Origin of the sequence: Halomicronema hongdechloris C2206 (assembly GCF_002075285.3) — a bacterium.
GTDB lineage: Bacteria > Cyanobacteriota > Cyanobacteriia > Phormidesmidales > Phormidesmidaceae > Halomicronema_B > Halomicronema_B hongdechloris.
Genome location: NZ_CP021983.2, coordinates 2,820,361 through 2,840,713, shown reverse-complemented (window position 1 = coordinate 2,840,713; position 20,353 = coordinate 2,820,361). Strand labels below are relative to the sequence as shown.

Sequence of the window (20,353 nt, the reverse complement as noted above, 5' to 3'; positions counted from 1 at the left end):
GGAGACTTGGTCAGAACTTTATCAACTGGCCCCGAGTACTTTACATTTCCTTCATTGATCCCTGAGGAAATCCGGGGCTGAGGTTGGACGCGTCCCTGTGTGAGTGTGATCACGAATACCTATCTAGGGAAGTCACAATTCACTGCTGCGATAGGTCACGCTATCGGGTGGGGCCACTGTTTAGGATGAATGTATTCTTTGCACAGCACTCTATCCATGGCGAAACCCTGTAGTAAGCCGCTGCGGCTCAACCCCTTTGTCACCTATCGCGATCCCGAGACAGGACGTTGGCATGTGGTAAAGTCTGTTGCCTAGTGCCATCTTGCGGCTGTCTAGGGGGAGCCCAGCAGCTGCAGACACTTGAGTCTGAGGAAGATTAGGCTCGTCCAAGTCTAGATTTAGAGGGCTCTGAGAGCAAGGTGATCGATCTCAGACTGGCCTGGGTGTAGGACCGATCCCCTAGACCTGGCACAATGGCAATAGCTTTATGGTCCGTCGTTTGTCGTTATGCGCCAACTGTATCCCGCGCTTGATCCCTACTATCAGGGGTATCTACCGGTTTCTGATCTGCATACCCTTTATTTTGAAGAATCGGGCTGTCCGGAGGGGCAGCCTGTGGTGTTTTTGCATGGGGGCCCCGGAGGCGGTACGCAAGCCATTTATCGACAGTTCTTTGATCCTCATCAGTGGCGCATCGTGCTGTTTGACCAGCGAGGCTGTGGGCAGAGTACGCCCCATGCCGAGCTGACTGAGAATACCACCTGGCATTTAGTGGCGGATATTGAGCGGTTGCGATCGCATCTAGGCATCGACCGCTGGATCGTCTTTGGCGGCAGTTGGGGCAGTACCCTGGCTTTGGCCTATGCCCAGAGCCATCCCGATCGCTGCAGGGGCCTGATTTTGCGAGGCATTTTTACCCTCAGGCCCCAGGAGATCCGCTGGTTCTATCAAGCCGGTGCTAACCATCTCTTTCCCGATGCTTGGGAACAGTATCTGGCCCCAATTCCCCCAGAGGAACGGCACGACCTAGTCGGGGCCTACTATCGTCGCCTCACCAACCCCGACCCGGCCATCTGTCAGGCCGCGGCTCGAGCCTGGTCGGTCTGGGAAGCCAGTACCAGCAAGTTGCTCCCAGACGCCAGCCTCATGGAGAAATTCAGCCAGGACGAGTTTGCTGTCGCCTTCGCCCGCATCGAGTGTCATTACTTCATCCATGGCGGCTTCTTTGAGCCGCCGGATCAGCTGCTGCGTCAGGTGGACCAGATTCGCGCCATTCCCGGGGTAATTGTGCAAGGCCGCTATGATGTGGTGTGCCCCATGATCACGGCCTGGGAACTCCACCGAGCCTGGCCAGAGGCAGATTTCATAGTGGTGCCCAATGCGGGCCACTCAGCCACCGAAGCGGGCATTCTCAGTGCCCTGGTGGATGCCACAGACCGGTTTGCCCAGCTGAGTTAAGCCGTCACTGCAACAGGGAGGTCAGGTGCCTCAGTTCCGGCAGAATCAGCTCATCCATGGCTAGCCGCACCGCCTTGGTAGACCCCGGCAACGAAAAGATGAGGGTGTTCTCACACACCCCCGCCACCGCCCGGGAGGCCATGGCCCGGGAGCCAATCTCTAGGTAGCTGAGATAGCGAAACAGTTCGCCGAAGCCTGGCAGGGTCTTGGTGATCAACGTTGCGATCGCATCATAGGTAACATCGCGCGGGGCAATGCCAGTCCCCCCCGTAATGATCAGCACCTGCAGGTCAGGGCGCTGGGCCAACGAGAGCACCAAGGGGCGAATCTGCTCTGGCTCATCCGCCACCAGATGATAGCTCCCCACCCGGTGACCCGCCGTGGTCAACCGGTCTTGAATCAGCTGGCCACTGCTGTCGGTCTCTGGGGTGCGGGTATCACTGGCGGTAATCACCCCACATCCAACCGAACGGGGCTGGCCAGCCTCAGACAGAGGCACCATCGCTCTCTAGAGCATCCTAACTCTTGGTGAAGCCCAGGCCATTCTCCTCGGCATAGCGATTCATAAACCGCATAAACCGATCCCACTCTTCTAAACTTCTGATGATGTAAGTAGCCTCAATTCCCGTGGGTTCGCCATTGACAAACCTGGCATTGACCTCACGGCTTACCAGTTCCCCTTCTTCATCGATCAGGTACATGCCCGTGACCTCAACCCCTTCCTCCACAGACAGGGCCTTGGGATGATCAAAATAGAAGGTAGCTGTGCCATTGGTGCCATCCGGCGAGCGAGTCATGCGGACATCAGGCACCGCCTCTTCCTTGATCCCACGAGCAAATTGAATCTCAGCCATGCCAATCTGGTTCCTATACTGACGTAACAAATCAATGCCCAGTCCAGCCCAGGATTGGTCATGCTACCCAAGAGAAACTCCAGAACTGAACTGAGGCAAGTTTAAGCATTAATTATCTCATCTTATAGAGCCGAATCAACGATTTCAGGAGAGGGGGAGGAGGGAAGAGTGATGGGTGATGGGGTGATGGGTGATGGGGTGATGGGTGATGGGTGATGAGTGATGGGGTGATGGGTGATGGGGTGATGGGTGACGAGTGACGAGAAGGAAGACCCCACGGGTTGATGAGTGTTGAGTGTTGAGTGTTGAGTGAGTGAATGTTTTGGCTCCCTGTCAAACGGTGGATGGGCGGGCGAGTAGGCCGATAGCGGATAGAGGGTAAGGGGACAGGGTAGGGGCGCGGTTGCCGCGCCCAATGCAGAAAACTATCACGACTCACCGATATGCCCTTCCGCGGGTCCAGGGCAGCGGTTTGCCCTGGTCGTAGGGGTCGGGGGAAGCGAAATTCCCCCGGGTGAGCCCCTCGAGCTACAGAACTAAGCGTGGTCTTACCGAGGTCTATGACTACTCACCAACAAGCCCGTCCAAGGGAATCCAGGGCGGTGATTCGACTACGTTGCTCCTGCGGAGCCGCTGAGTGCAAAGCACTCGCTTCCCGTTTCATGTCGCTTGCGAAACGCGAACACCACCGACAACTCGGTAAGCCCATCTCTCCCCTATTCTCCGCCGCCAGTGGCTGTGACAATATAAGGAGACGCCACCGGGGCCAGGCGCTCCTGGGCTACCAGGGCTTGATGCACCATGGCGGCCACCTCGGCCCGGCTGGCAACGCGGTTGGGGTGGCATCGCTGTGGATCGGGAATGGGTGACCACCAGTCCTAAGCCGGTGGCCTGGGCGATGGCTTGGCGGGCATAGGCCGGAATCGCGTCGGCATCTTGGTAGTGTTGCCACTGTTGGCTATCGGCAGTCGCAGCGGCAGAAAATAGGCCATTCACCAGAGACACCAGTACTTGCACCCGCAACAGAGGATGGTTGGGGCCGAAGGTATGGTCGGGAAATCCGGCCATGAATCCAGCCCGATAGGCCGTCTGAATGGCGTCAGCGCCCAGAAGTCGGGGGGCACGTCCCGGAAATCCCCTGGCGGTTGCTGGGGAGATTGGGTGGAAGGCCTGGGTCAGCATGGCGGCAAACTGGGCCCGAGTCATAGGCTGATCCGGTTGAAAGCGGCCATCGGCATAGCCTTGGATCAATCCCCGATCGGCCAAGGGCTCAATGAAGGCGGCGGCCCAGTGATGTGCCACATCGGTAAAGCGGGGCCAGTCTGCTGTCGCCGCCACCACGTAGGGGGAGGTCATTACCGTCGCCTGGCCCTGGTTGACTAATCCCTGATACACCAAGGCCGCTACTTCGGCCGAGGTGATGGGGGCCATGGGGCGCAATTCTTGGGGATGGGGATAGTTGACCACTAGCCCTTGTTGGGTGGCGGCGGCTACGGGGCCTACCGCATAGCTGGGGATCTGGGCCCGATCGCGGTAGGTCACGGGAATTGCCGTTGAGGGCAGCCCTAGGCCGTTAGCCAGGGCCACCAGGGCCTGCACTCGGGTCATGGGTTGATCTGGGCGCACAGTGCCATCGGGATAGCCACTGAGAAATCCCTGGTCTTGGGCCGTTGCGATCGCAGCGGCTGCCCAGTGCTGCGGCGGCAGATCCTGAAATGGAGCCGATGTCTTCCTCGTCGTGGTGGCATTGTTAGCAAAGCTGGCCACGGTCAGGGCGGCAAACTGGGCCCGGGTCACCTGCTGGTCAGGCCGAAAGCGACCATCGATAAAACCCTTCACCAGCCCGCGCTGGGCCAGACCCTCCACAAAGGGGGCGGCCCAGTGGCCAGCCATATCACGGAAGCGGCTGCCCTGGGGCGATGGGGTTGCCGGAGGTGGCGCTGGGGACGCAGGGGGCGAGTCAGGGGTTGGGGGGGCCTGGCCTAAGGGAGGCGGCACTGCCACCGGGTCAGGCCGTTGGCTGGCCACCAGAGCCACGGCTCCCACCAGTCCCTGCGGTACCACGTCATTGCCCACCGATTGCAAGCGACGGGCCGTGTCATTGCGTAGATCAGCCTGGCGATTGTGCCGCCAGACATTACCGCCGTCATCTTGGGGATGGCCCAAATCCGGCAGGGCCTCTGCGTCTACCCACAGTCCAATCTCATTGTTATCTAGCCGAGTCTGCCGCAACACTGGCCGAGCCGTAGCCCCGATGCGGCAGCCGACTCGATTGCCGCTACAGTGCAGGGCGCTTAGCAAGGGAGCCGCCGCCCCTAAAATGCTCAGGGCCTGACCGCTTTGGCGACATTGGCAGCGCTGGACCTCTCCTTTGGCGTGCCCCTGCCACTGCAGGCCGACGGTCCCGTTGGCCTCAATCAAGGTATCGACGATGGTGGGCCGGGCCTGGGCCAAGATCTGGCCTCCCCCATGGCCACACTGGCGAAGCCGGCAGCGACTGACTAGGGGCGCCCCCTGCTCAATCCAGAGGCCGATACCCCCTGCCCGGGGATTGGTGACCGTCACGCCTCGCAGCTGGGCGCTGCCCGCTAAGATCAAGGTGACCGTCTGCTCCCCCTGGCTAGGACTGTGGTGAGGCCCTCCCCCGTGGATGACGATGGCGGTGCCCTGGGTGGATTCATCGCCCAATAGCAACACCCCGTCCGGGACCAGCAGCGGAAAGCGTTCGCCGCTGGCCTGGCTATAGGTTCCGGCTGCCAACTGGATTAGGGTACCGGCTGTGGCCTGCTGTAAGGCGTGAGCTAGGGTTTGATAGGGACCACCAGGGCGATCGTCGCGACCACTGGCCGGGTTCACCTGCATTGACCGAGACACCGTCTGCACCACAATCCCCTCACCTCCTCTGCAGGCTGCCACACTTGCGAGTATGATCGAGCCACGGCTAGGATTCAATTTTATGGCAGGGATCCCCTGGGTTAGTTATCCCTAAGGGGCAGGGACGGATCCAATGCGCTGTTGACTCGTCGCAGCTGAGCGAGACATCTGGTGATGGCAGGGGAAACGGGAGACATGGTGGTACTGGTAGTGGTTGGCCTCAATCTTGCGATCGCAACCGCCGGATTCTATCTGGCTTGGCGATTGTGGCGTCTGCGCCTACACCTATCTCGCTTGGCCGATCTCTTACTGGCCTGGCAACAGGACAGTCAACGACACCTGCGAGAAACCCCTCTGCATCTGGGCCGCCAGGGCACTGCTCGACTGCGCCAGCAATACGCTCAGCTGCAACAGCAGGTGTTACTGATACGACGGCTGGTCTCGATCATGGGATGGCTAGCGGCCATCCTGCGGCGTCGCCAGCGGTTGGGGCGCTCGTCTTGATAGCCCTGGCCCTGCCCGAGGAGTCAGGACCGTGACTCAAGGCAGACAATATCAATGGCAAGGTTATGGGAGGACTCTGTTATGGCAAATAATTCAGCCTCTTTCCTCGGCGGCATGTTACTGGGGACGGCCCTCGGCACCGCCGCTGGGTTGCTGGCAGCTCCCCGCACGGGACGAGAAACCCGTCATCTGCTGCGAAAGTCAGCCGATGCACTGCCAGAGTTGGTGGAAGATCTCTCCAGTACCTTACAACTGCAGGCCGATCGGCTCTCGGAAACCACGCTGAAAAATTGGGACCACACCCTCGATCGGCTGCGAGATGCGATCGCAGCCGGCCAAGCCGCCAGTCGTGCCACCTACGATAGCCTGACCCAATCAGAACGTTCGCTGTCTGCCGAATCCCCATCCCAGGAGTGAGGCAACCAAAGCGCTGTGGTGTCTCCTCTCATCTGGTTGGTATTATCCTTTTGCCTCGTGGCCATTAGTGTCACGACGGTTTTGGTTGCCATCCTGCCAGCCCTACGGGAACTAGCCCGGGCAGCCCGCAGCGCCGAAAAACTCTTCGACACCCTTAACCGGGAACTGCCTCCCACCCTAGAAGCCCTGCGCCTCACCAGCCTAGAGCTGACAGAACTCACCGATGACGTCAACGAGAGCATGCAGCGGGCCGGTGATATCGTCAAGCAAGTCGATCAGGGTATTACCGTGGCTCGCCAGCAAGCCCATCAGGCCCAGATTGGGAGCCGCAGCCTCTGGGCTGGCGTCAGGGCCGCCTGGAAAGTCTGGCGGCGGTCAGGGCAACCCGCTCGTCGCCCCCGCTCTCACCGCCGCCCCCCCAAGCAGAGGAGACGCCCCCCTGCCCCTAAGTCCCCGTCTACTCCTATAACTCTGCCTCGACTCCCTCTGCTACCCCTCCCCCCCCTCCCCCCAGGTCTCCCCAGAACCAGCGCTAGGGGGTGCTTAAATTGACGAGTCCTGGCAAAACTCCCTACTATTAGAATTAAGTAAACAACAGTAAACAACTGTTAATAAACTACTCAACGGTCAGATATCAACGCTACGGAGTGCTTGGCTTGTAGCAATGCGCTGACCAAAAGGTTGTCTTAGCCGGGGTCTATGAAAAACGCTAATCAGGTTCGGGGAAATTCAACGGCTACTGCGGGGGCTGTTACTAGGAGCACTAGTAGTGGGTCTGTGGTCGCTAGCCCCAGCAGCTCGTGCCTTCGATAACCCAGAGTTATTGCCACAGCAGCCTACCTCTGTCATCGACCTAGCCCAAGTCCCTTACCAGTAACCAAGAAGAACGCTTAGACCAGGAACTCAACCGGTTCGAAGCAGACACGGGCTGGAAGTTACGGGTGCTGACCCAATACGATCGCACCCCAGGTAGAGCCGTCAAAGACTTTTGGGGCCTAGATGATCACAGCATCATGCTAGTTGCGGATCCCCGCGGCGGCAATCTGCTCAACTTCCGCGTCGGCGATGCCGCCTATGAGCTGCTCCCCCGCACCTTTTGGATCGAACTCCAAACCCGCTATGGCAACCAGTTTTTCGTGCGAGAACAGGGGGAAGACAGCGCCATCTTAAGCGCCCTGGAGTCGATCGAAACCTGCCTGAGCCAGGGCGGTTGTCAGGTAGTGCCTGGGCTGCCCCAAGAACAGTGGATCCTGACGCTAGTCACATCGGTGGTTGGCGGGCTCGTGTGTGGTTTTGCGGCCCATCCTCGCAAGGCCGGACAGGCCATTGCCTGGCAGTGGATGCTGATTTTCTCCCCGCTGTGGGGCATCCTGTTCATTGCCTTTGGCATTGGTCCCGTGGTCAGCCGCACCACAGAGTTGTTGCCCCTATTCCGTAATGTCATGGGCTTTCTCATCGGCTTCCTAGTAGCCTACCTGATGCCAGCGTTTGGGGCCTCCTCTACCTCAGAAAGTTAGGCTCAGAGAGCTAGGTGGGCTCGACGGTGGCAGTAGGCAAGCCTGAGACCCTAGTTGCAATGGGAACCACAGCTGGATACCATTAAGCCCAGCTGTCTCCCCCAACTCTGCCGTGTTATGGAATGGCATGTCACCGACGCTCAGAGCCTGAAGCTCATCGACCGTGAAATTGGAGAGCATACCCTATCGCCGTCGGAGTATGAAATTGTGCGGCGGGTCATCTACACCACAGCAGATTTTGACTACGCCACCCTGATTCATTTTTCTGACCAGGCGCTACAGTCTGGGGCGGCGGCTTTAGCAGCCCGCACCACTATTATTGTCGATGTGCCCATGGTCCAGGTGGGCATTACCCCAGAGATTCAGGGCACCTTTGCCAACCCAGTCTATTGCAGCATGGATGCCCTGACTCGTCCCCAAAAGGGAAAAACAGGCACGGCTTGGGGGATTGAGACCCTGGCCCATCGTTATCCCGAAGGCATTTTCGTCATCGGCGCCTCCCAGACTGCCTTGGCCGCCCTGGTGGATTTAATTGAAGCGGACCAAGTGCGTCCAGCTTTGGTGGTGGCAACGCCGGCTAGCTTTCTCGATGCTGAAGGCATTAAAGATCGCCTCAAGAACTCTTTGATTCCCCATATCCGTATCGCAGGTCGCAAGGGCAGTGCGGTGGTAGCAGCCGCCATTGTCAATGGGCTGGTGGATTTGGCTTGGCAGGCCTATGGGCAAGATGCTAAGTCCCTAGGCTAGTACGCTAAGGCAGAAGGCAGAAGGCAGAAGGCAGAAGGCAGAAGGCAGAAGGCAGAAGGCAGAAGGCGGAAGGCAGCTTGTCCTGAGCGAAGCCGAAGGGAAGGCAGAAGGCAGCTTGTCCTGAGCGAAGCCGAAGGGAAGGCAGAAGGCAGCTTGTCCTGAGCGAAGCCGAAGGGAAGGCAGAAGGCGGCTTGTCCTGAGCTCGTAGGGTGTGTCAGCGCAGCGTGACGCACCGCAGCATGGGTATTTTTATTCCCAGATATCTCCTAGAGCGGGCGAGTACGCCAGGATCGCTAGTTGGATTGCTCCTTTTTGCTCCCTAGCGCCTCGGCCAATGACTAGTTGCTCAACTTATCCCGCCGTCTATTCAGGGACACTGGCACAGAAATTGCCGTTGTACTTGCGGGCAGGGGAGTTAGCTGCCTTGCTCAGGGCAACTGCGATTCTCGATTTCGCCATCAGGCATGATGGTATTGCAGAAGCGAGCCCTGCTGCGATTCACTCCCCGCAGGTTGGCATCTTTCAGGTTGGCACCAGTGAGGTCAGCGGTGCCGAGGGTGACGCTCAGCATGATGGCTCCCCGTAGATCGGCATTGCGCAGATCGGCATTGCCGAGGTTGGCTTGGGTCATCTCTGCCTCATGCAGATCGGCGCCTGCTAGCTTAGCCTTGTTAAGGTTAGCGCCGTTCATTTGAGCCGAGGCCAAAACTGCTCCGCTGAGATCGGCATTGGTAAAGTCGGTCAAGACTAGGTTGGCTTTAGTCAAATCGGTGCCTTTCAGGTTAGACTCAGCCAGAACGGCAACCTTGAGGTTGGCCTTTTGCAGATTGAGGTCGCTGAGGTCGGCTTCATTGAGGATGCAGACGGGACAGCTATTGGTATCTAGCAGTAAGTCAACGTCGTCTTGGATGAAGGCCCAGCTAGGCGGTGTCCACAGCAACCAACTCAGCACGACGGCACAGACAACCCAAATAGCATGTCTCATGGGGATTCCTCTTAATTCAACGTAGGCTGGCTCACGGACAATACTTTTATTACAACCGATAGCTATTGCCTTTGGTATTTTCCCATTCATTGCGATCGCATCACCAGCTACTGCAGCATCTAGGACCTTGCCTACGGAAACTTATCCTTCCTGGAGTCGTCTATATATCTATCTACAGGAGTGGTTCTAGATCAGCGCGGCTTTAGAAGACCGTTTATCAGCCACTCAAGGGAGGTTCAGCTTCCTTTCAGGAGCCCTCGCTATACCGAGCGGTATCAGAAAGCCCCCCTGCTCTAATGGCTCAGCCAAACCCCATTACCTTTTGTTAACCTCTGCCTCCTGTCGCTACCCATCTACCTCGCTCGTCACCTTGGAGGTGATCATGAACCGTCTACTGCTTGCTACCATACCGCTGCTGGTCATAACGACTGGTGAAGTGGCTCAGGCCCAAACGACCCCCAGCCGTTCCCCCGACCTGTTTACCCAACCCCAGGCCCAGGCCCAAACAGCCACCAGCCTCAACGCCGACAGTAATATCGACGATACTCTCTATCTCAACCATGATCAGGTCAGAGAGCACAGTTTGAGATTGAGGGAGACCACCCGCTGGAACGGCATCACCCTTCCCGCTGGTAGCGTTATCCGCGGGCAGTTTGAGCCCATTGAGGGTGGGCTGCAATATGTGGCTACCAGCGTCGAGGTGCGCGATGGTCAAAGACCGGCCCGAGAGGGCCATCGCACCTATTCCCTCACAGCATTATCCGACCCCCTGCACGACGTCAAAGATCCTCGAGAAACCAACACAGGGGCTATTCTCACCGATGCCGCCATCGGTGCCGCCGGGGGAGCAGCCCTAGGCGAGATCTTCGGTGACATCGATCTACTAGAAGTCCTGGGAGGCGCCGCTGCCGGGGCCGCTGTGGGCAACGTCACCGCCCAACGGGTCGTGGTCATCGAACCCGGACAAGTCATCCCCCTCCACACCCAGTAGCGACTCAATCCAGCCGCTGTCAATGTCACAGACCTCTCAATACATGGTGTTCCCTTGCCAGAAATCGGCTGGGTCGGCCTTAGTGTGATGCCTAGGCCAAACGGCCAAGCGGCCAGATTCGAGGGCATCGGATGGGGGCACAGGCAACCCCAAGCCCAGGCAAAGGTGGGACAATACTCGGCCAAACCCCTGATCATGGCCTGGCGATCTCAGCACAGCATGGGTATATTCATGGGCAATCACCCCCAACCAGTCGTCGGGAATTAGGCAGCCCACATCGATGAAGAGGGTGATGGGCTGGCTGCTGAGATTACAGAATCCATCTAAGCTCATCCGTTCCGCCAAGGGAGCCGCCAAGATATGCACCGGCGGCCGCGCCTGAGGATGGAAGCAGGCCTGGCAATCGGCTAGCAGCTGGTTGAGGTGTTGATTAACTCGATGGATGTTGTGGCCAATCCACTCGCACATCTGCAACCGCTGCCGCAGCTCTCCCCGCAGCTCGATCATGTCAGAGCGATAGGCCCACTGTCGCAGCGTCGCCAGATAGTCTGTCCCGCGTAGGGCCCAATCCACATCTGGCTCAGGCTCACCAACCCATAACGGAGTAAAACTGAGACTGGAGGTCGGTGGCTGGGGCTGACTCATCACGGCTAGCAGGCAGATCAAGACGGGTTTCGGCGCAGAATGAGGCTGTACTAAATCCACCGAATCGCTTCACGGTGCTGGTGCGTAGTCGCAGATTGGCGTTAGGGAACCAGAACCGCTCAATGGAACTCATGGTTTCATATTCTGTGATCAAGACCAGCCCATCTTGCTCATCCACTTCATAGCGACCCACCACGGGCACAATTTCGGCATAGCCTCGTTCCCGCAGTAGACTGCCCTGATGGGGCTGCTGCTCATCCGGCACCAAAGCTAGAATCGTCGAGCCCGAGTGACCATTGTCATCTTGATCCCAGGCCATCGAGCCTTGCCATTGCACCGACGCCCCACCAATGGCCAGGGATGGATCAATCTCATGCAACTGGCAGATCTCGACTACCTTGGGGTCATCTGCCTCCAAGGCTTGGGCCTCGATCTGCAGCATGCCCAGCTCAGCCCGCCGGAAGGGCAGATGATGGGTGGTCCGCTGCGACCGCCAGTGCCCCTCGCTCAAGCGGAAAAAGTCCATTGCCTCCATCCAGGCTAGCTCCTATGATGCGCCTACCACTATTGCTAGCCAGTCAACTGACCTCAGGCTCAGTTGCATAGCCCTCAGCCTTGCCATTCGCTAACTAGCAAACACGATATCCCTTATCTTGCCTAGAAATGAGGGTCCTGGCAAGCCTCACTGACTGACAAAACCTGCTAGAACCCAGACTATCCAAAGGGGCAGGGAACCTGCCCCCTACAGCATCCGAAATCTGGTAAGGGCGCGGTTTCCGCGCCCAATGCAGAATCTTTTGTCAGTCAACCAGCCTGGCAAGCAGGGATCACAACCGGTAATTCTCATTACAGCTCAGGACACACCGCTCAGCCAGCGGTGTGACATTCGCTTCGACTCCGCTCAGCGAACGCTCTCTCAATTAGTTTCCCACCTGACAGAAAGGCAGAAATAAAGGCAGAAGGCAGAAGGCAGAGGGCAGCTTGTCCTGAGCGAAGCCGAAGGGAAGGCAGAGGGCAGCTTGTCCTGTATGACTTTCAGTCAGGCTCCGCCAAGCGCGTAGCGGCCCCGCTCGTAGTGAGCGAAGTCGAACTGCAGGGGCAACGAAGCCGAAGGGAGTCGAACTGTTGGCATAGCCTGCCCGGAGGGCATAGGGAAGGCAGAAATAAAGGCAGAAGGCAGAAGGCAGAAGGCAGAAGGCAGAAGGCAGCGAGTAATCGAGGACTTTAGAACTGTGGAAAGGCTTGAAAATTATGGCCTATACGACAGTCAGACATGTCCCTTTCATCCTTCATCCTTCATCCTTCTGCCTTGGTTGCCGTTTCCATTCAATTAGTTTCCCACTGAGTGGGAAGTTTTTGGAGAAATTACAACTCCAGGGTAGAGCGAGGGTTTCCATTCAATTAGTTTCCCACTGAGTGGGAAGATTCGCCACCTACCGAGGCGTCGTCTCAACGTGTACAGTTTCCATTCAATTAGTTTCCCACTGAGTGGGAAGCAGCCGTTGTTGACGGGGCTTTAGTACCCGTTGAGGTGTTTCCATTCAATTAGTTTCCCACTGAGTGGGAAGACTTCTACTTCACCACACATACCAGCACAAGCTGGCAGGTTTCCATTCAATTAGTTTCCCACTGAGTGGGAAGGGGTGGGTAGATCCTACACGTGGAGTGGGCTTTTGGTTTCCATTCAATTAGTTTCCCACTGAGTGGGAAGGGTCGGCCTCTGAAAGGCCTACCACGCCTATATTCTAGACCACCATTTCTGAGGGGGTCAAGAGATCGTCGATCTACATGAGAAAATATCGCAACAAGGCCCTGTGGAAAACGTCTGTATCCCTTAGCTGGAAAGCAATCTGGTGGGGTCGACGAGAGAATGGGGGTTTCGGCGATGGACAGACCCCCACAGGACTGGGAGCATATGGTCGTTAACATAGTCAAATACCTGGATTTTAGTGATAGATCCTGTCTGATCCGGAAAATTGCTAGATTCGGCACTGTCGGTCTCGTTCCAGGGTTACTGATAGCCAGGTAATAGTTGCTTTGATCATGACGTAAGTTGCTCGCATCGGGCCGTGAGTAGGTGCGATCGCGGCGTGAGTAACTTTGATTGCGACGTGAGTAAGTGCGATCGTGATGCGAGTAACTCTGATCGCGCCGTGAGTTACTTTGACCGCGACGTGAGTAGGTGCGATCGCGATTTGCATGACTTCTACGACCGTCGTGAGGCTCGCCGCAATCGAGCCGCCTCAGCCCAGGTCTGCCCCTTAACAAAGTAAATGACGGCGGTTAGCAGGGCCAACAGCATGTAAAATCCCCGAATTCCCCAGCCAGCGCTTTCGAAGGCCATCGAGAAAATACCGGGTTCTACCCCACTGAAGCGGGTCAACTCTGAGCGCAACCAGCGCTCATCCTCTGCCAGCTGTTGTAGTTCTGAGGGGGAGGTCGGCAGCAATGGCACCCGAGTGGTGTAGCGGAAAAAGCCAATAAATCCTGCCGTGCCAGTTTCCTGTCTGAGTACCTGATTCGTGAGCTGCACCGCCTGCTGATGGGGAATATTGGCCGTCTCACTCACGGCTTGAATCCAGAGGGTTTGCCGCACCCAGTAACTGGCTGAAAACACAATTGGAATCGCCAGCACTAACAGCAGTCCTCTCAGGGCTATGGGCGTGCGATGGCTCAGATAAACGGTGGCCGCCCCTAGTCCTAAGCCCAAGAGGGCAAAGATAATAATATTGCTCAGCTCCAGCACTTCTAGGCTCTTAAACAAGCCGCCTATCATCGGCAGACTGTAAATGTAGCTCTCACTGACCCAGGCAATTCCCCCCTTAGCCAGCACCAGGGTGATTATCAACGCGAGTGAGCACACCAGATAGAGTAGGGGGCGAGATCGAACGGGAGGCATAGCAGCAATCATGAATGCCAGTATTCAGCGACGATATTCATCGCCACAGTCTCCAATCAGCTGAAATAAGTCATGGCTACCCTGGCAGGCGGCCTGCAGCCGAGCCTGGTCTGAGTCGGTTAAGGCAAAATCAAACACCCGGCTATTATCCTCTATGTGTTCGGCAATTATGTGTTCGGCAATGCTCAGTCGCGCCCCTACAATAGCACCCGCCACCGTTGGCTGCTCTAACACGTAACGTACTGCCACATTAGCCATGCTGACGCCATGGCTGTCAGCAACATGGTCAGCCAAGTCTCAGGTGGTAAAGCCTGCCTCCCAATAGCAAAGCCTGGCCTAGCGTGTCACCATCCCAAACTGTGGCCGGGTCATGGCAAAATCTTGGTGTAATCACCATCACTGTAGATCCATATCCGCTAATGTCCACCGCTTTGGCCAGAGAATGGGGCCCGTCTGTCGATTCTTCCCCCTCACCTTCTAAGGGCTGTGGCAAAATAAACGGGTTGTACCACGTTCAGCGCTAGATCGGTTGCTTTTCCCTGGGTAAAGCGTCAGATCTGCAGTTGGACTTGGTCTCCATTGCCATTGGCCTGGGTTAGCTAAACAGACATGACTAAGTTCGTCTTCGTTACCGGCGGCGTCGTTTCTAGTATTGGGAAGGGAATTGTGGCAGCTAGTTTGGGGCGGCTGCTCAAGTCCCGTGATTATTCCGTATCCATCCTCAAACTCGATCCCTATATCAACGTTGATCCGGGGACCATGAGCCCCTTTCAGCATGGGGAAGTCTTCGTCACTGAAGATGGTGCCGAGACCGATTTAGACCTAGGCCACTATGAGCGCTTCACCGATACGGCCATGTCTCGGCTCAATAGCGTCACGACCGGATCGATCTACCAGGCTGTCATCAATAAAGAGCGGCGGGGGGATTACCAGGGAGGAACGGTACAGGTGATTCCCCATATCACCAATGAGATCAAAGAGCGGGTGCATCGGGTGGCCCGCAACACCAGCCCCGACGTGGTGATTACGGAAATCGGCGGCACTGTCGGAGACATTGAGTCTCTCCCTTTCTTAGAAGCCATTCGTCAGTTTCGCAAAGATGTCGGTCGCCGCGACGTGCTCTACATGCATGTGACGCTGGTGCCCTGGATTGCCTCTGCTGGCGAATTAAAGACGAAGCCCACCCAGCATTCGGTGAAAGAACTGCGCTCCATTGGCATTCAGCCCGATATCCTGGTGTGTCGGTGTGAGCGTCCGGTTCCTGATTACATTAAGGAGAAGATTTCGGAATTTTGTGATGTACCTGCCGGCTGTGTCATCACCTCCCAGGATGCCAATAGCATCTATGAGGTGCCCCTCAACTTGGAACAAGAGGGGCTGGCCCACCAAGTGCTAGATATTCTGCAGCTACCCCAGCGTCAACCGGACTTAACCCACTGGCGGGCTCTAGTGGATGGGCTTTACAGCTCGACTAAGCCGGTAGAAATCGCCATTGTCGGCAAATATGTCAGCCTCAATGATGCCTATCTATCGGTGGTAGAGTCCCTGCGCCATGCAGCCATTGCCCATAAAGCTGCCCTGAGGGTGTGCTGGGTCAATTCAGAGGACATCGAGATCTACGGCCCGGAACGCTACCTCAGTGGCATGGACGGCGTCGTCGTACCGGGAGGCTTTGGCACCCGGGGCGTGGGCGGCAAGATACGAGCAATTCAATATATACGAGAGCAGAAAATTCCCTTCTTGGGGCTCTGTTTGGGAATGCAGTGCTCTGTGGTGGAGTGGGCCCGCCATGTGGTGCATCTGGAACATGCCAACAGCTCTGAGTTTGAGCCCAATACTCCCAACCCAGTTATTAGCTTGCTGCCGGAGCAGCAAGATGTGGTGGATTTGGGCGGAACTATGCGTCTGGGGCTTTATCCTTGCCGGCTTCAGCCTGATACCTTAGCTCAGCAACTTTATCAAAAAGAAGTGATTTACGAACGCCATCGCCACCGCTACGAATTCAATAATGCTTACCGCAACTTGTTTGTGGACTCTGGCTATGTGATCAGCGGCACCTCGCCCGATGGCCGCCTAGTAGAGATGATTGAATTGCCGGATCATCCCTTCTTCATTGCCAGCCAGTTCCATCCCGAGTTTCAATCCCGCCCTAGCACTCCCCACCCTCTATTTCTCGGCTTTGTGCGGGCTGCTCTGGAACAGCCCTCGGCGGCATCACCAGCGGCTACGGATGCCGCCACTGTCGAGGTGACCCCTGCTGATGCCATGGTCTGAGTCAGGATTGGGCAGTAATGAGGCGATGGAGTGAATCTGCAGAATCGTGCTAGTCCTCAGGATTGCTGTCAGGGCTGGTCTCTCAAGGACCGAGACCCAGCTGCTATCGCGGCGATGATGCGCCTGTGGCGATGGCTCTATCAGTACTACTTTCGGGTAGATACTGACGGCTGGCAGCATATTCCCCAGGATGGCCCATTGCTATTTGTCGGTTCCCACAATGGCGGTCTGGCCACGCCGGATCTGCCTATGTTCATGTATGACTGGTATCGCCGCTTCGGTCTGGAGCAGCCCATTTACGGCCTGATGCATCCCAAAGTGTGGCAGATATTTCCTAAGACAGCCCAAGTGGCGGCCTCCTTAGGAGCCATACGGGCCCATCCTAAGATGGCCATTGCCGCTCTGGCCCAGGGCGCCCATGTATTGGTGTATCCAGGGGGAGCCCAGGATAGCTTTCGGCCCCATCGGCTACGCCATCGCATTCACTTGGCTGGTCGCACTGGCTTCATTAAACTGGCCTTGCGCCAGGGGGCCACTATTGTGCCCCTGGTCTCCTGGGGGGCCCATGATAGCTTGATCGTGCTGGAAGACTGTTACGACCAAGCCAAATATCTGCATCGGCTGGGCATGCCCTGGCTGTTTAACACCGATCCGGAGGTGTTTCCTATCTATCTGGGCCTACCATGGGGGGTGTCCCTGGGAGCATTGCCTAATATTCCCCTGCCGGTCCAGATTCATACCCGGGTGGGGCAACCGATTCGCTTTCCTCACTATGGTCGCGATACCTTGCGGGATCGGACCTATGTCATGGCCTGCCATGACATTGTGGTCACACAAATGCAGGCGCTGTTGGATACATTGGCCCGAGAAGTGGCGACCTAGCCCTGGCTGGTGGGCTAGTGTCTGCGGCTACGGGGCTGGATGGGGCTGGTGGAATCGTTGATCGGTTTCGACCTGTTGCTGATGGGACTCGTCGATGTGCTGCCCTGAGTTATCGATCACCGTTGCCGAGATTTAGAAGTTGGCGAGAGTATCCCAAGTCAATGCTTGCGCCAGTTATTTAGCGTTTCAGTCTCGTTGCCGAGATTTAGAAGTTGGCGAGTTGGCAGGGGTGCTGCTGGTGGTAGGCTCTGGCATGTTTCAGTCTCGTTGCCGAGATTTAGAAGTTGGCGAGCTGACACCAACGGCAAATCGATCGTCCGCTTGGATAGGTTTCAGTCTCGTTGCCGAGATTTAGAAGTTGGCGAGCTGTGTTCGGAGTGGACGCATCGGGATAAGGGATCTGTTTCAGTCTCGTTGCCGAGATTTAGAAGTTGGCGAGCTCTACAGGCCAACCACAGTCGGCCCACAGGGTCGGTTTCAGTCTCGTTGCCGAGATTTAGAAGTTGGCGAGAGGGCTAACCTGCGTGGGGCGTACCTACATGGGGCGGTTTCAGTCTCGTTGCCGAGATTTAGAAGTTGGCGAGCTGTACTGCACGGCATTACTGGCATCTTTGCTGTGTTTCAGTCTCGTTGCCGAGATTTAGAAGTTGGCGAGAGCCTGGGGGGAGCGTTCACCATATATCTCACTGCTAGGTTTCAGTCCTCGTTGCCGAGATTTAGAAGTTGGCGAGTACTCACTGGCCCATGCCCCACTCCCCCGCCACTTGGCGTTTCAGTCTCGTTGCCGAGATTTAGAAGTTGGCGAGAGGCAGCAGGTTGTCCCACACCACCTTGACTGATCGGTTTCAGTCTCGTTGCCGAGATTTAGAAGTTGGCGAGTAGGCATAGTGTCGTGCTATTGCCGCATCTTAGCCGCGTTTCAGTCTCGTTGCCGAGATTTAGAAGTTGGCGAGAAGGGCTCAATCACAAAATATCGTTGCATTTTCCTGTTTCAGTCTCGTTGCCGAGATTTAGAAGTTGGCGAGAAAGAGGACCTTCTTGACCTCCCTTTCTGAGTAAGCGTTTCAGTCTCGTTGCCGAGATTTAGAAGTTGGCGAGCGCCGCAGAAACCGCCAAATACCGGACTGAGGACAAGTTTCAGTCTCGTTGCCGAGATTTAGAAGTTGGCGAGTGCGCTTCTTAAAAGCTTGCCAGACACAGGGATATGCCGCCTATCTTGGCAAACCCGACATTTAAGACAGCATATCCTCTGCCTAGATATCTGCCAAGGCAGAGCTATCCTGGACAAAAGTATTGAATTTTCAAGGTTCTAAGGTTTTGGCGAACCCCCTAGGCAAATTGGGGATGCTTAGGTTTGCCAGAAATCTGCTACCTTCCCATCATAGGATGATAGCTTCGGGTTGTCTGGGCCTTTTAGAGCCATAAACCAGGGTTCGTTTAATTGCTCCGGTATCCAAAATATAGATTCTCACCGAGTCTGTCTCCGGCTTAATCAGGCGCTCGATCTGTATTTGCAGCCGGGCGAACTGAGTGGCTGTCAAGAAGCACTCAAATACACTGTACTGGGTCCATTCCCCGTACCCAGAGAGCATCTTATGCAAGCGATTGCGCCGCTTGTTCGCCGCCTTGTCATCGGGCAGGTCATAGATGATGAGGTACAGGAGCTTGATGGCCATTGCAGGATTATGGAAGGAGCAACAACATTCGATGTACTGAAGCGGCAGGTACAAAGGTCAGCGCAGCATCAGAGGTTTGTAGGGAATAGCCTCCTGAAGATGGCGACTGAGCAACCTGGCCTGAAGTTCAACGGCTCGCCGATAAGTGCAGCGGTAATCAAATACCGGATGTTTGAACTCATCCGTCATTTTGCGTTCAAAGGCTTGTAGGAAGGTTTTTCTGCCACGGTCGGATAGAGTATAGGCTCCCAGGCTCTCAGTAAAGTCTTGAGGTTGAATCTCGCGGTTATTGATCACCGCTAGCACCAAGTTGTCGGCAATAAGGGGACGAAACTCTTCCATCACATCCAGTACCAGCGCCGGTTGTCCGTGGTGTACTTCGTGGAGATAGCCAACATAGGGATCTAGCCCTGCCAGATGGATAGCTGCCGTAACCTGTACCTGCAGCAGGGCATAGGCAAAACTCAGCAAAGCATTGACCGGATCTCTAGCAGGACGGCGATTGCGCCCGGTAAACCCCCAATCTTGCTTGAGCATGGCAGGCCAGCAGGCAAAATATTCTCTGGCCGCCATCCCCTCTATGCCGCGAACCTTGTCCAGAGTCTTCTGCTTCCGGGTCGCTTTTTTCCGATGCTTCAGAGGGTTATCGGATTGTCCGTGGCGATAGAGCACACTGAACTGATTATGAATCTTTGCCTCCACAATGGCTTGAACTAGTGCCAATCGCCGGTCTGGATCTATGTGGAGAGCGTATTGGGCCAGTCGCAGTTGACCGTTGCGAGAGTGCCCCGGCAGGGCCGAGCCCAAATACTTCCCGAAACTGGTCAGGTAATGAACCGGTAGCCCCAGTTCCAGAGCATAGGTGAGGGCATCCCCTGTAATCTGGGGATTACCCATGAGAATGACCTGTTCAACTGTTTGAGCAGGGACAGAGCGTTTCTGCCAGGACCCATCCTCTTGGCGCAGGGCGACGGCAAAGGCTTCGTATTTTTTGCTGAGAACAGCGTCGGGTTGGGTAACGTAGAGCGTAGTCATCGTTAAGTGGTTTCGCGAAGAAGGTTGACTTCAAACGGCAGGCAGATCCCCTGCAAGCTACAGGCCTGGCACTTGCGCTTGTTGGTAATCGGCTTAGGAATGGGGGCATTCAACGAATCGTGGGCGGCTAGAATGGCGTCTTCTGTCGCCTGACGCAGCTCTGGGGTAAATGGAACGTGCTGTCGTCGTCGGTTGCTGTGATAAAAAATCTCGCCATGGGTGATGGGCTGTTGAGTGCGTTCTTCCAGGCAGAGCCCGGCGGCACAAAGCTGAAAGTGATCACTCAGGTGCCGTCCCATGGCTCCTTTCTTGAACTCTACGGGGATGAGCTGATCCCCTTGCTGCTCGACCAAGTCGATGACGCCTTTGACTCGGAGACGATCGCTCCACACCCACTGGTGGCGTCGCGTCAAGATATCGCCGTCGTACTGTTGGCCTTCGTCGTCTACGACCCGGTGCAGGTGGCGCCCCAGAATAATGTGTTCGTTGTCGGCCATTTCCCCCAGTTGGTATTCCAGGTAAAAGCGGCGGGGGCAATATTCCCAGGCATTGAGGTAAGCCAGGGGAAGATAATCGTCTTGCATGACTGGTGAAG

The 20,353-nt window shown here is 56.4% G+C and carries 19 protein-coding genes, 1 pseudogene and 2 CRISPR repeat arrays; of the genes and pseudogenes, 9 read left to right on the top strand and 11 right to left on the bottom strand.

Annotation, left to right across the window (positions count from 1 at the left end; all coding sequences use genetic code 11):
• Window positions 1-507 precede the first annotated feature (507 nt).
• Window positions 508-1,458, top strand: a complete 951-nt coding sequence (gene pip, locus XM38_RS12830; protein WP_080810376.1) for a prolyl aminopeptidase — start codon at window positions 508-510, stop codon at window positions 1,456-1,458.
• Between the two features lie 4 nt (window positions 1,459-1,462).
• Here pip and XM38_RS12825 read toward each other — a convergent pair whose 3' ends face one another.
• The 3 genes from XM38_RS12825 to XM38_RS12810 all read right to left on the bottom strand — a co-directional run bounded on the left by XM38_RS12825 (window position 1,463) and on the right by XM38_RS12810 (window position 5,198).
• On the bottom strand, window positions 1,463-1,960 hold the full coding sequence (locus XM38_RS12825; RefSeq protein WP_088430048.1) for a MogA/MoaB family molybdenum cofactor biosynthesis protein: 498 nt from the start codon (window positions 1,958-1,960) through the stop codon (window positions 1,463-1,465).
• Window positions 1,961-1,976: 16 nt separating this feature from the next.
• Window positions 1,977-2,312, bottom strand: coding sequence for a photosystem II reaction center protein Psb28 (gene psb28 / locus XM38_RS12820; protein ID WP_080810378.1), 336 nt, complete (start codon window positions 2,310-2,312; stop codon window positions 1,977-1,979).
• A 660-nt stretch (window positions 2,313-2,972) separates the two neighbouring features.
• Complete coding sequence (locus tag XM38_RS12810) at window positions 2,973-5,198, bottom strand: S-layer homology domain-containing protein (protein WP_137455102.1); 2,226 nt, start codon at window positions 5,196-5,198, stop codon at window positions 2,973-2,975.
• 162 nt (window positions 5,199-5,360) lie between these two features.
• Between XM38_RS12810 and XM38_RS12805 the strand changes: the two genes are divergently transcribed.
• The 5 genes and pseudogenes from XM38_RS12805 (at window position 5,361) to XM38_RS12785 (ending at window position 8,371) form a co-directional block, all read left to right on the top strand.
• On the top strand, window positions 5,361-5,690 hold the full coding sequence (locus XM38_RS12805; RefSeq protein ID WP_080810384.1) for a hypothetical protein: 330 nt from the start codon (window positions 5,361-5,363) through the stop codon (window positions 5,688-5,690).
• Between the two features lie 81 nt (window positions 5,691-5,771).
• Window positions 5,772-6,107, top strand: coding sequence for a YtxH domain-containing protein (locus XM38_RS12800; protein WP_080810386.1), 336 nt, complete (start codon window positions 5,772-5,774; stop codon window positions 6,105-6,107).
• 15 nt (window positions 6,108-6,122) lie between these two features.
• Entirely contained in the window at window positions 6,123-6,659 is a 537-nt protein-coding gene (locus tag XM38_RS12795) for a DUF948 domain-containing protein (protein ID WP_187329395.1), read from the top strand.
• Window positions 6,660-6,846: 187 nt separating this feature from the next.
• Window positions 6,847-7,624, top strand: a pseudogene (locus XM38_RS12790) (TPM domain-containing protein).
• Between the two features lie 117 nt (window positions 7,625-7,741).
• A complete protein-coding gene (locus XM38_RS12785) occupies window positions 7,742-8,371 on the top strand; it encodes a precorrin-8X methylmutase (RefSeq protein WP_080810390.1) in 630 nt (209 codons plus the stop codon).
• Between the two features lie 415 nt (window positions 8,372-8,786).
• Here XM38_RS12785 and XM38_RS12780 read toward each other — a convergent pair whose 3' ends face one another.
• Entirely contained in the window at window positions 8,787-9,356 is a 570-nt protein-coding gene (locus XM38_RS12780) for a pentapeptide repeat-containing protein (RefSeq protein WP_080810392.1), read from the bottom strand.
• 382 nt (window positions 9,357-9,738) lie between these two features.
• Here XM38_RS12780 and XM38_RS12775 point away from each other — a divergent pair, with 382 nt between their 5' ends.
• Window positions 9,739-10,347, top strand: a complete 609-nt coding sequence (locus XM38_RS12775) for a hypothetical protein (RefSeq protein ID WP_080810424.1) — start codon at window positions 9,739-9,741, stop codon at window positions 10,345-10,347.
• Window positions 10,348-10,383: 36 nt separating this feature from the next.
• Here XM38_RS12775 and XM38_RS12770 read toward each other — a convergent pair whose 3' ends face one another.
• The 4 genes from XM38_RS12770 to XM38_RS12755 all read right to left on the bottom strand — a co-directional run bounded on the left by XM38_RS12770 (window position 10,384) and on the right by XM38_RS12755 (window position 14,185).
• Window positions 10,384-10,992 carry a hypothetical protein gene (locus tag XM38_RS12770; protein WP_137455101.1) on the bottom strand — a complete coding sequence of 203 codons (609 nt, stop codon included), beginning with the start codon at window positions 10,990-10,992 and terminating at the stop codon, window positions 10,384-10,386.
• Window positions 10,934-11,527 carry a phycobiliprotein lyase gene (locus XM38_RS12765; protein WP_080810395.1) on the bottom strand — a complete coding sequence of 198 codons (594 nt, stop codon included), beginning with the start codon at window positions 11,525-11,527 and terminating at the stop codon, window positions 10,934-10,936. The genes XM38_RS12770 and XM38_RS12765 overlap by 59 nt, the downstream gene beginning before the upstream one ends.
• Before the next feature lie 783 nt (window positions 11,528-12,310).
• Window positions 12,311-12,703: a CRISPR direct-repeat array (repeat unit 35 nt; unit sequence GTTTCCATTCAATTAGTTTCCCACTGAGTGGGAAG).
• A gap of 495 nt (window positions 12,704-13,198) precedes the next feature.
• A complete protein-coding gene (locus XM38_RS12760) occupies window positions 13,199-13,891 on the bottom strand; it encodes a hypothetical protein (RefSeq protein ID WP_137455100.1) in 693 nt (230 codons plus the stop codon).
• A gap of 24 nt (window positions 13,892-13,915) precedes the next feature.
• A complete protein-coding gene (locus XM38_RS12755) occupies window positions 13,916-14,185 on the bottom strand; it encodes an aldo/keto reductase (protein WP_256995607.1) in 270 nt (89 codons plus the stop codon).
• A 315-nt stretch (window positions 14,186-14,500) separates the two neighbouring features.
• Here XM38_RS12755 and XM38_RS12750 point away from each other — a divergent pair, with 315 nt between their 5' ends.
• Both XM38_RS12750 and XM38_RS12745 read left to right on the top strand, forming a co-directional pair.
• Complete coding sequence (locus XM38_RS12750; RefSeq protein ID WP_080810401.1) at window positions 14,501-16,165, top strand: CTP synthase; 1,665 nt, start codon at window positions 14,501-14,503, stop codon at window positions 16,163-16,165.
• A 114-nt stretch (window positions 16,166-16,279) separates the two neighbouring features.
• Entirely contained in the window at window positions 16,280-17,047 is a 768-nt protein-coding gene (locus XM38_RS12745; protein ID WP_088431673.1) for a lysophospholipid acyltransferase family protein, read from the top strand.
• Window positions 17,048-17,230: 183 nt separating this feature from the next.
• Window positions 17,231-18,218: direct repeats of the CRISPR family, unit length 37 nt; unit sequence GTTTCAGTCTCGTTGCCGAGATTTAGAAGTTGGCGAG.
• Window positions 18,219-18,426: 208 nt separating this feature from the next.
• Here XM38_RS12745 and cas2 read toward each other — a convergent pair.
• Genes cas2 through cas4 form a run of 3 tightly spaced genes read right to left on the bottom strand, consistent with a single transcriptional unit; the run spans window position 18,427 to window position 20,342 of the window.
• Window positions 18,427-18,723, bottom strand: coding sequence for a CRISPR-associated endonuclease Cas2 (gene cas2, locus XM38_RS12740; RefSeq protein ID WP_088430044.1), 297 nt, complete (start codon window positions 18,721-18,723; stop codon window positions 18,427-18,429).
• Window positions 18,724-18,780: 57 nt separating this feature from the next.
• On the bottom strand, window positions 18,781-19,758 hold the full coding sequence (cas1d, locus tag XM38_RS12735; RefSeq protein ID WP_088430042.1) for a type I-D CRISPR-associated endonuclease Cas1d: 978 nt from the start codon (window positions 19,756-19,758) through the stop codon (window positions 18,781-18,783).
• Between the two features lie 2 nt (window positions 19,759-19,760).
• Window positions 19,761-20,342 (bottom strand): CRISPR-associated protein Cas4, encoded by a 582-nt coding sequence (gene cas4, locus XM38_RS12730; protein ID WP_080810406.1) that lies wholly within the window; start codon window positions 20,340-20,342, stop codon window positions 19,761-19,763.
• Window positions 20,343-20,353: the final 11 nt, after the last annotated feature.

Excerpts from the sequence above, each read along its gene's own strand:
- XM38_RS12765 (WP_080810395.1), bottom strand. The coding sequence starts at position 11,527 with ATGGAGGCAATGGACTTTTTCCGCTTGAGCGAGGGGCACTGGCGGTCG.
- cas4 (WP_080810406.1), bottom strand. The coding sequence starts at position 20,342 with ATGCAAGACGATTATCTTCCCCTGGCTTACCTCAATGCCTGGGAATAT.
- XM38_RS12800 (WP_080810386.1), top strand. The coding sequence starts at position 5,772 with ATGGCAAATAATTCAGCCTCTTTCCTCGGCGGCATGTTACTGGGGACG.
- XM38_RS12825 (WP_088430048.1), bottom strand. The coding sequence starts at position 1,960 with ATGGTGCCTCTGTCTGAGGCTGGCCAGCCCCGTTCGGTTGGATGTGGG.
- XM38_RS12780 (WP_080810392.1), bottom strand. The coding sequence starts at position 9,356 with ATGAGACATGCTATTTGGGTTGTCTGTGCCGTCGTGCTGAGTTGGTTG.
- XM38_RS12760 (WP_137455100.1), bottom strand. The coding sequence starts at position 13,891 with ATGCCTCCCGTTCGATCTCGCCCCCTACTCTATCTGGTGTGCTCACTC.
- pip (WP_080810376.1), top strand. The coding sequence starts at position 508 with ATGCGCCAACTGTATCCCGCGCTTGATCCCTACTATCAGGGGTATCTA.
- XM38_RS12805 (WP_080810384.1), top strand. The coding sequence starts at position 5,361 with ATGGCAGGGGAAACGGGAGACATGGTGGTACTGGTAGTGGTTGGCCTC.
- XM38_RS12745 (WP_088431673.1), top strand. The coding sequence starts at position 16,280 with ATGATGCGCCTGTGGCGATGGCTCTATCAGTACTACTTTCGGGTAGAT.
- XM38_RS12785 (WP_080810390.1), top strand. The coding sequence starts at position 7,742 with ATGGAATGGCATGTCACCGACGCTCAGAGCCTGAAGCTCATCGACCGT.
- cas2 (WP_088430044.1), bottom strand. The coding sequence starts at position 18,723 with ATGGCCATCAAGCTCCTGTACCTCATCATCTATGACCTGCCCGATGAC.
- XM38_RS12770 (WP_137455101.1), bottom strand. The coding sequence starts at position 10,992 with ATGAGTCAGCCCCAGCCACCGACCTCCAGTCTCAGTTTTACTCCGTTA.
- psb28 (WP_080810378.1), bottom strand. The coding sequence starts at position 2,312 with ATGGCTGAGATTCAATTTGCTCGTGGGATCAAGGAAGAGGCGGTGCCT.
- XM38_RS12750 (WP_080810401.1), top strand. The coding sequence starts at position 14,501 with ATGACTAAGTTCGTCTTCGTTACCGGCGGCGTCGTTTCTAGTATTGGG.
- cas1d (WP_088430042.1), bottom strand. The coding sequence starts at position 19,758 with ATGACTACGCTCTACGTTACCCAACCCGACGCTGTTCTCAGCAAAAAA.
- XM38_RS12775 (WP_080810424.1), top strand. The coding sequence starts at position 9,739 with ATGAACCGTCTACTGCTTGCTACCATACCGCTGCTGGTCATAACGACT.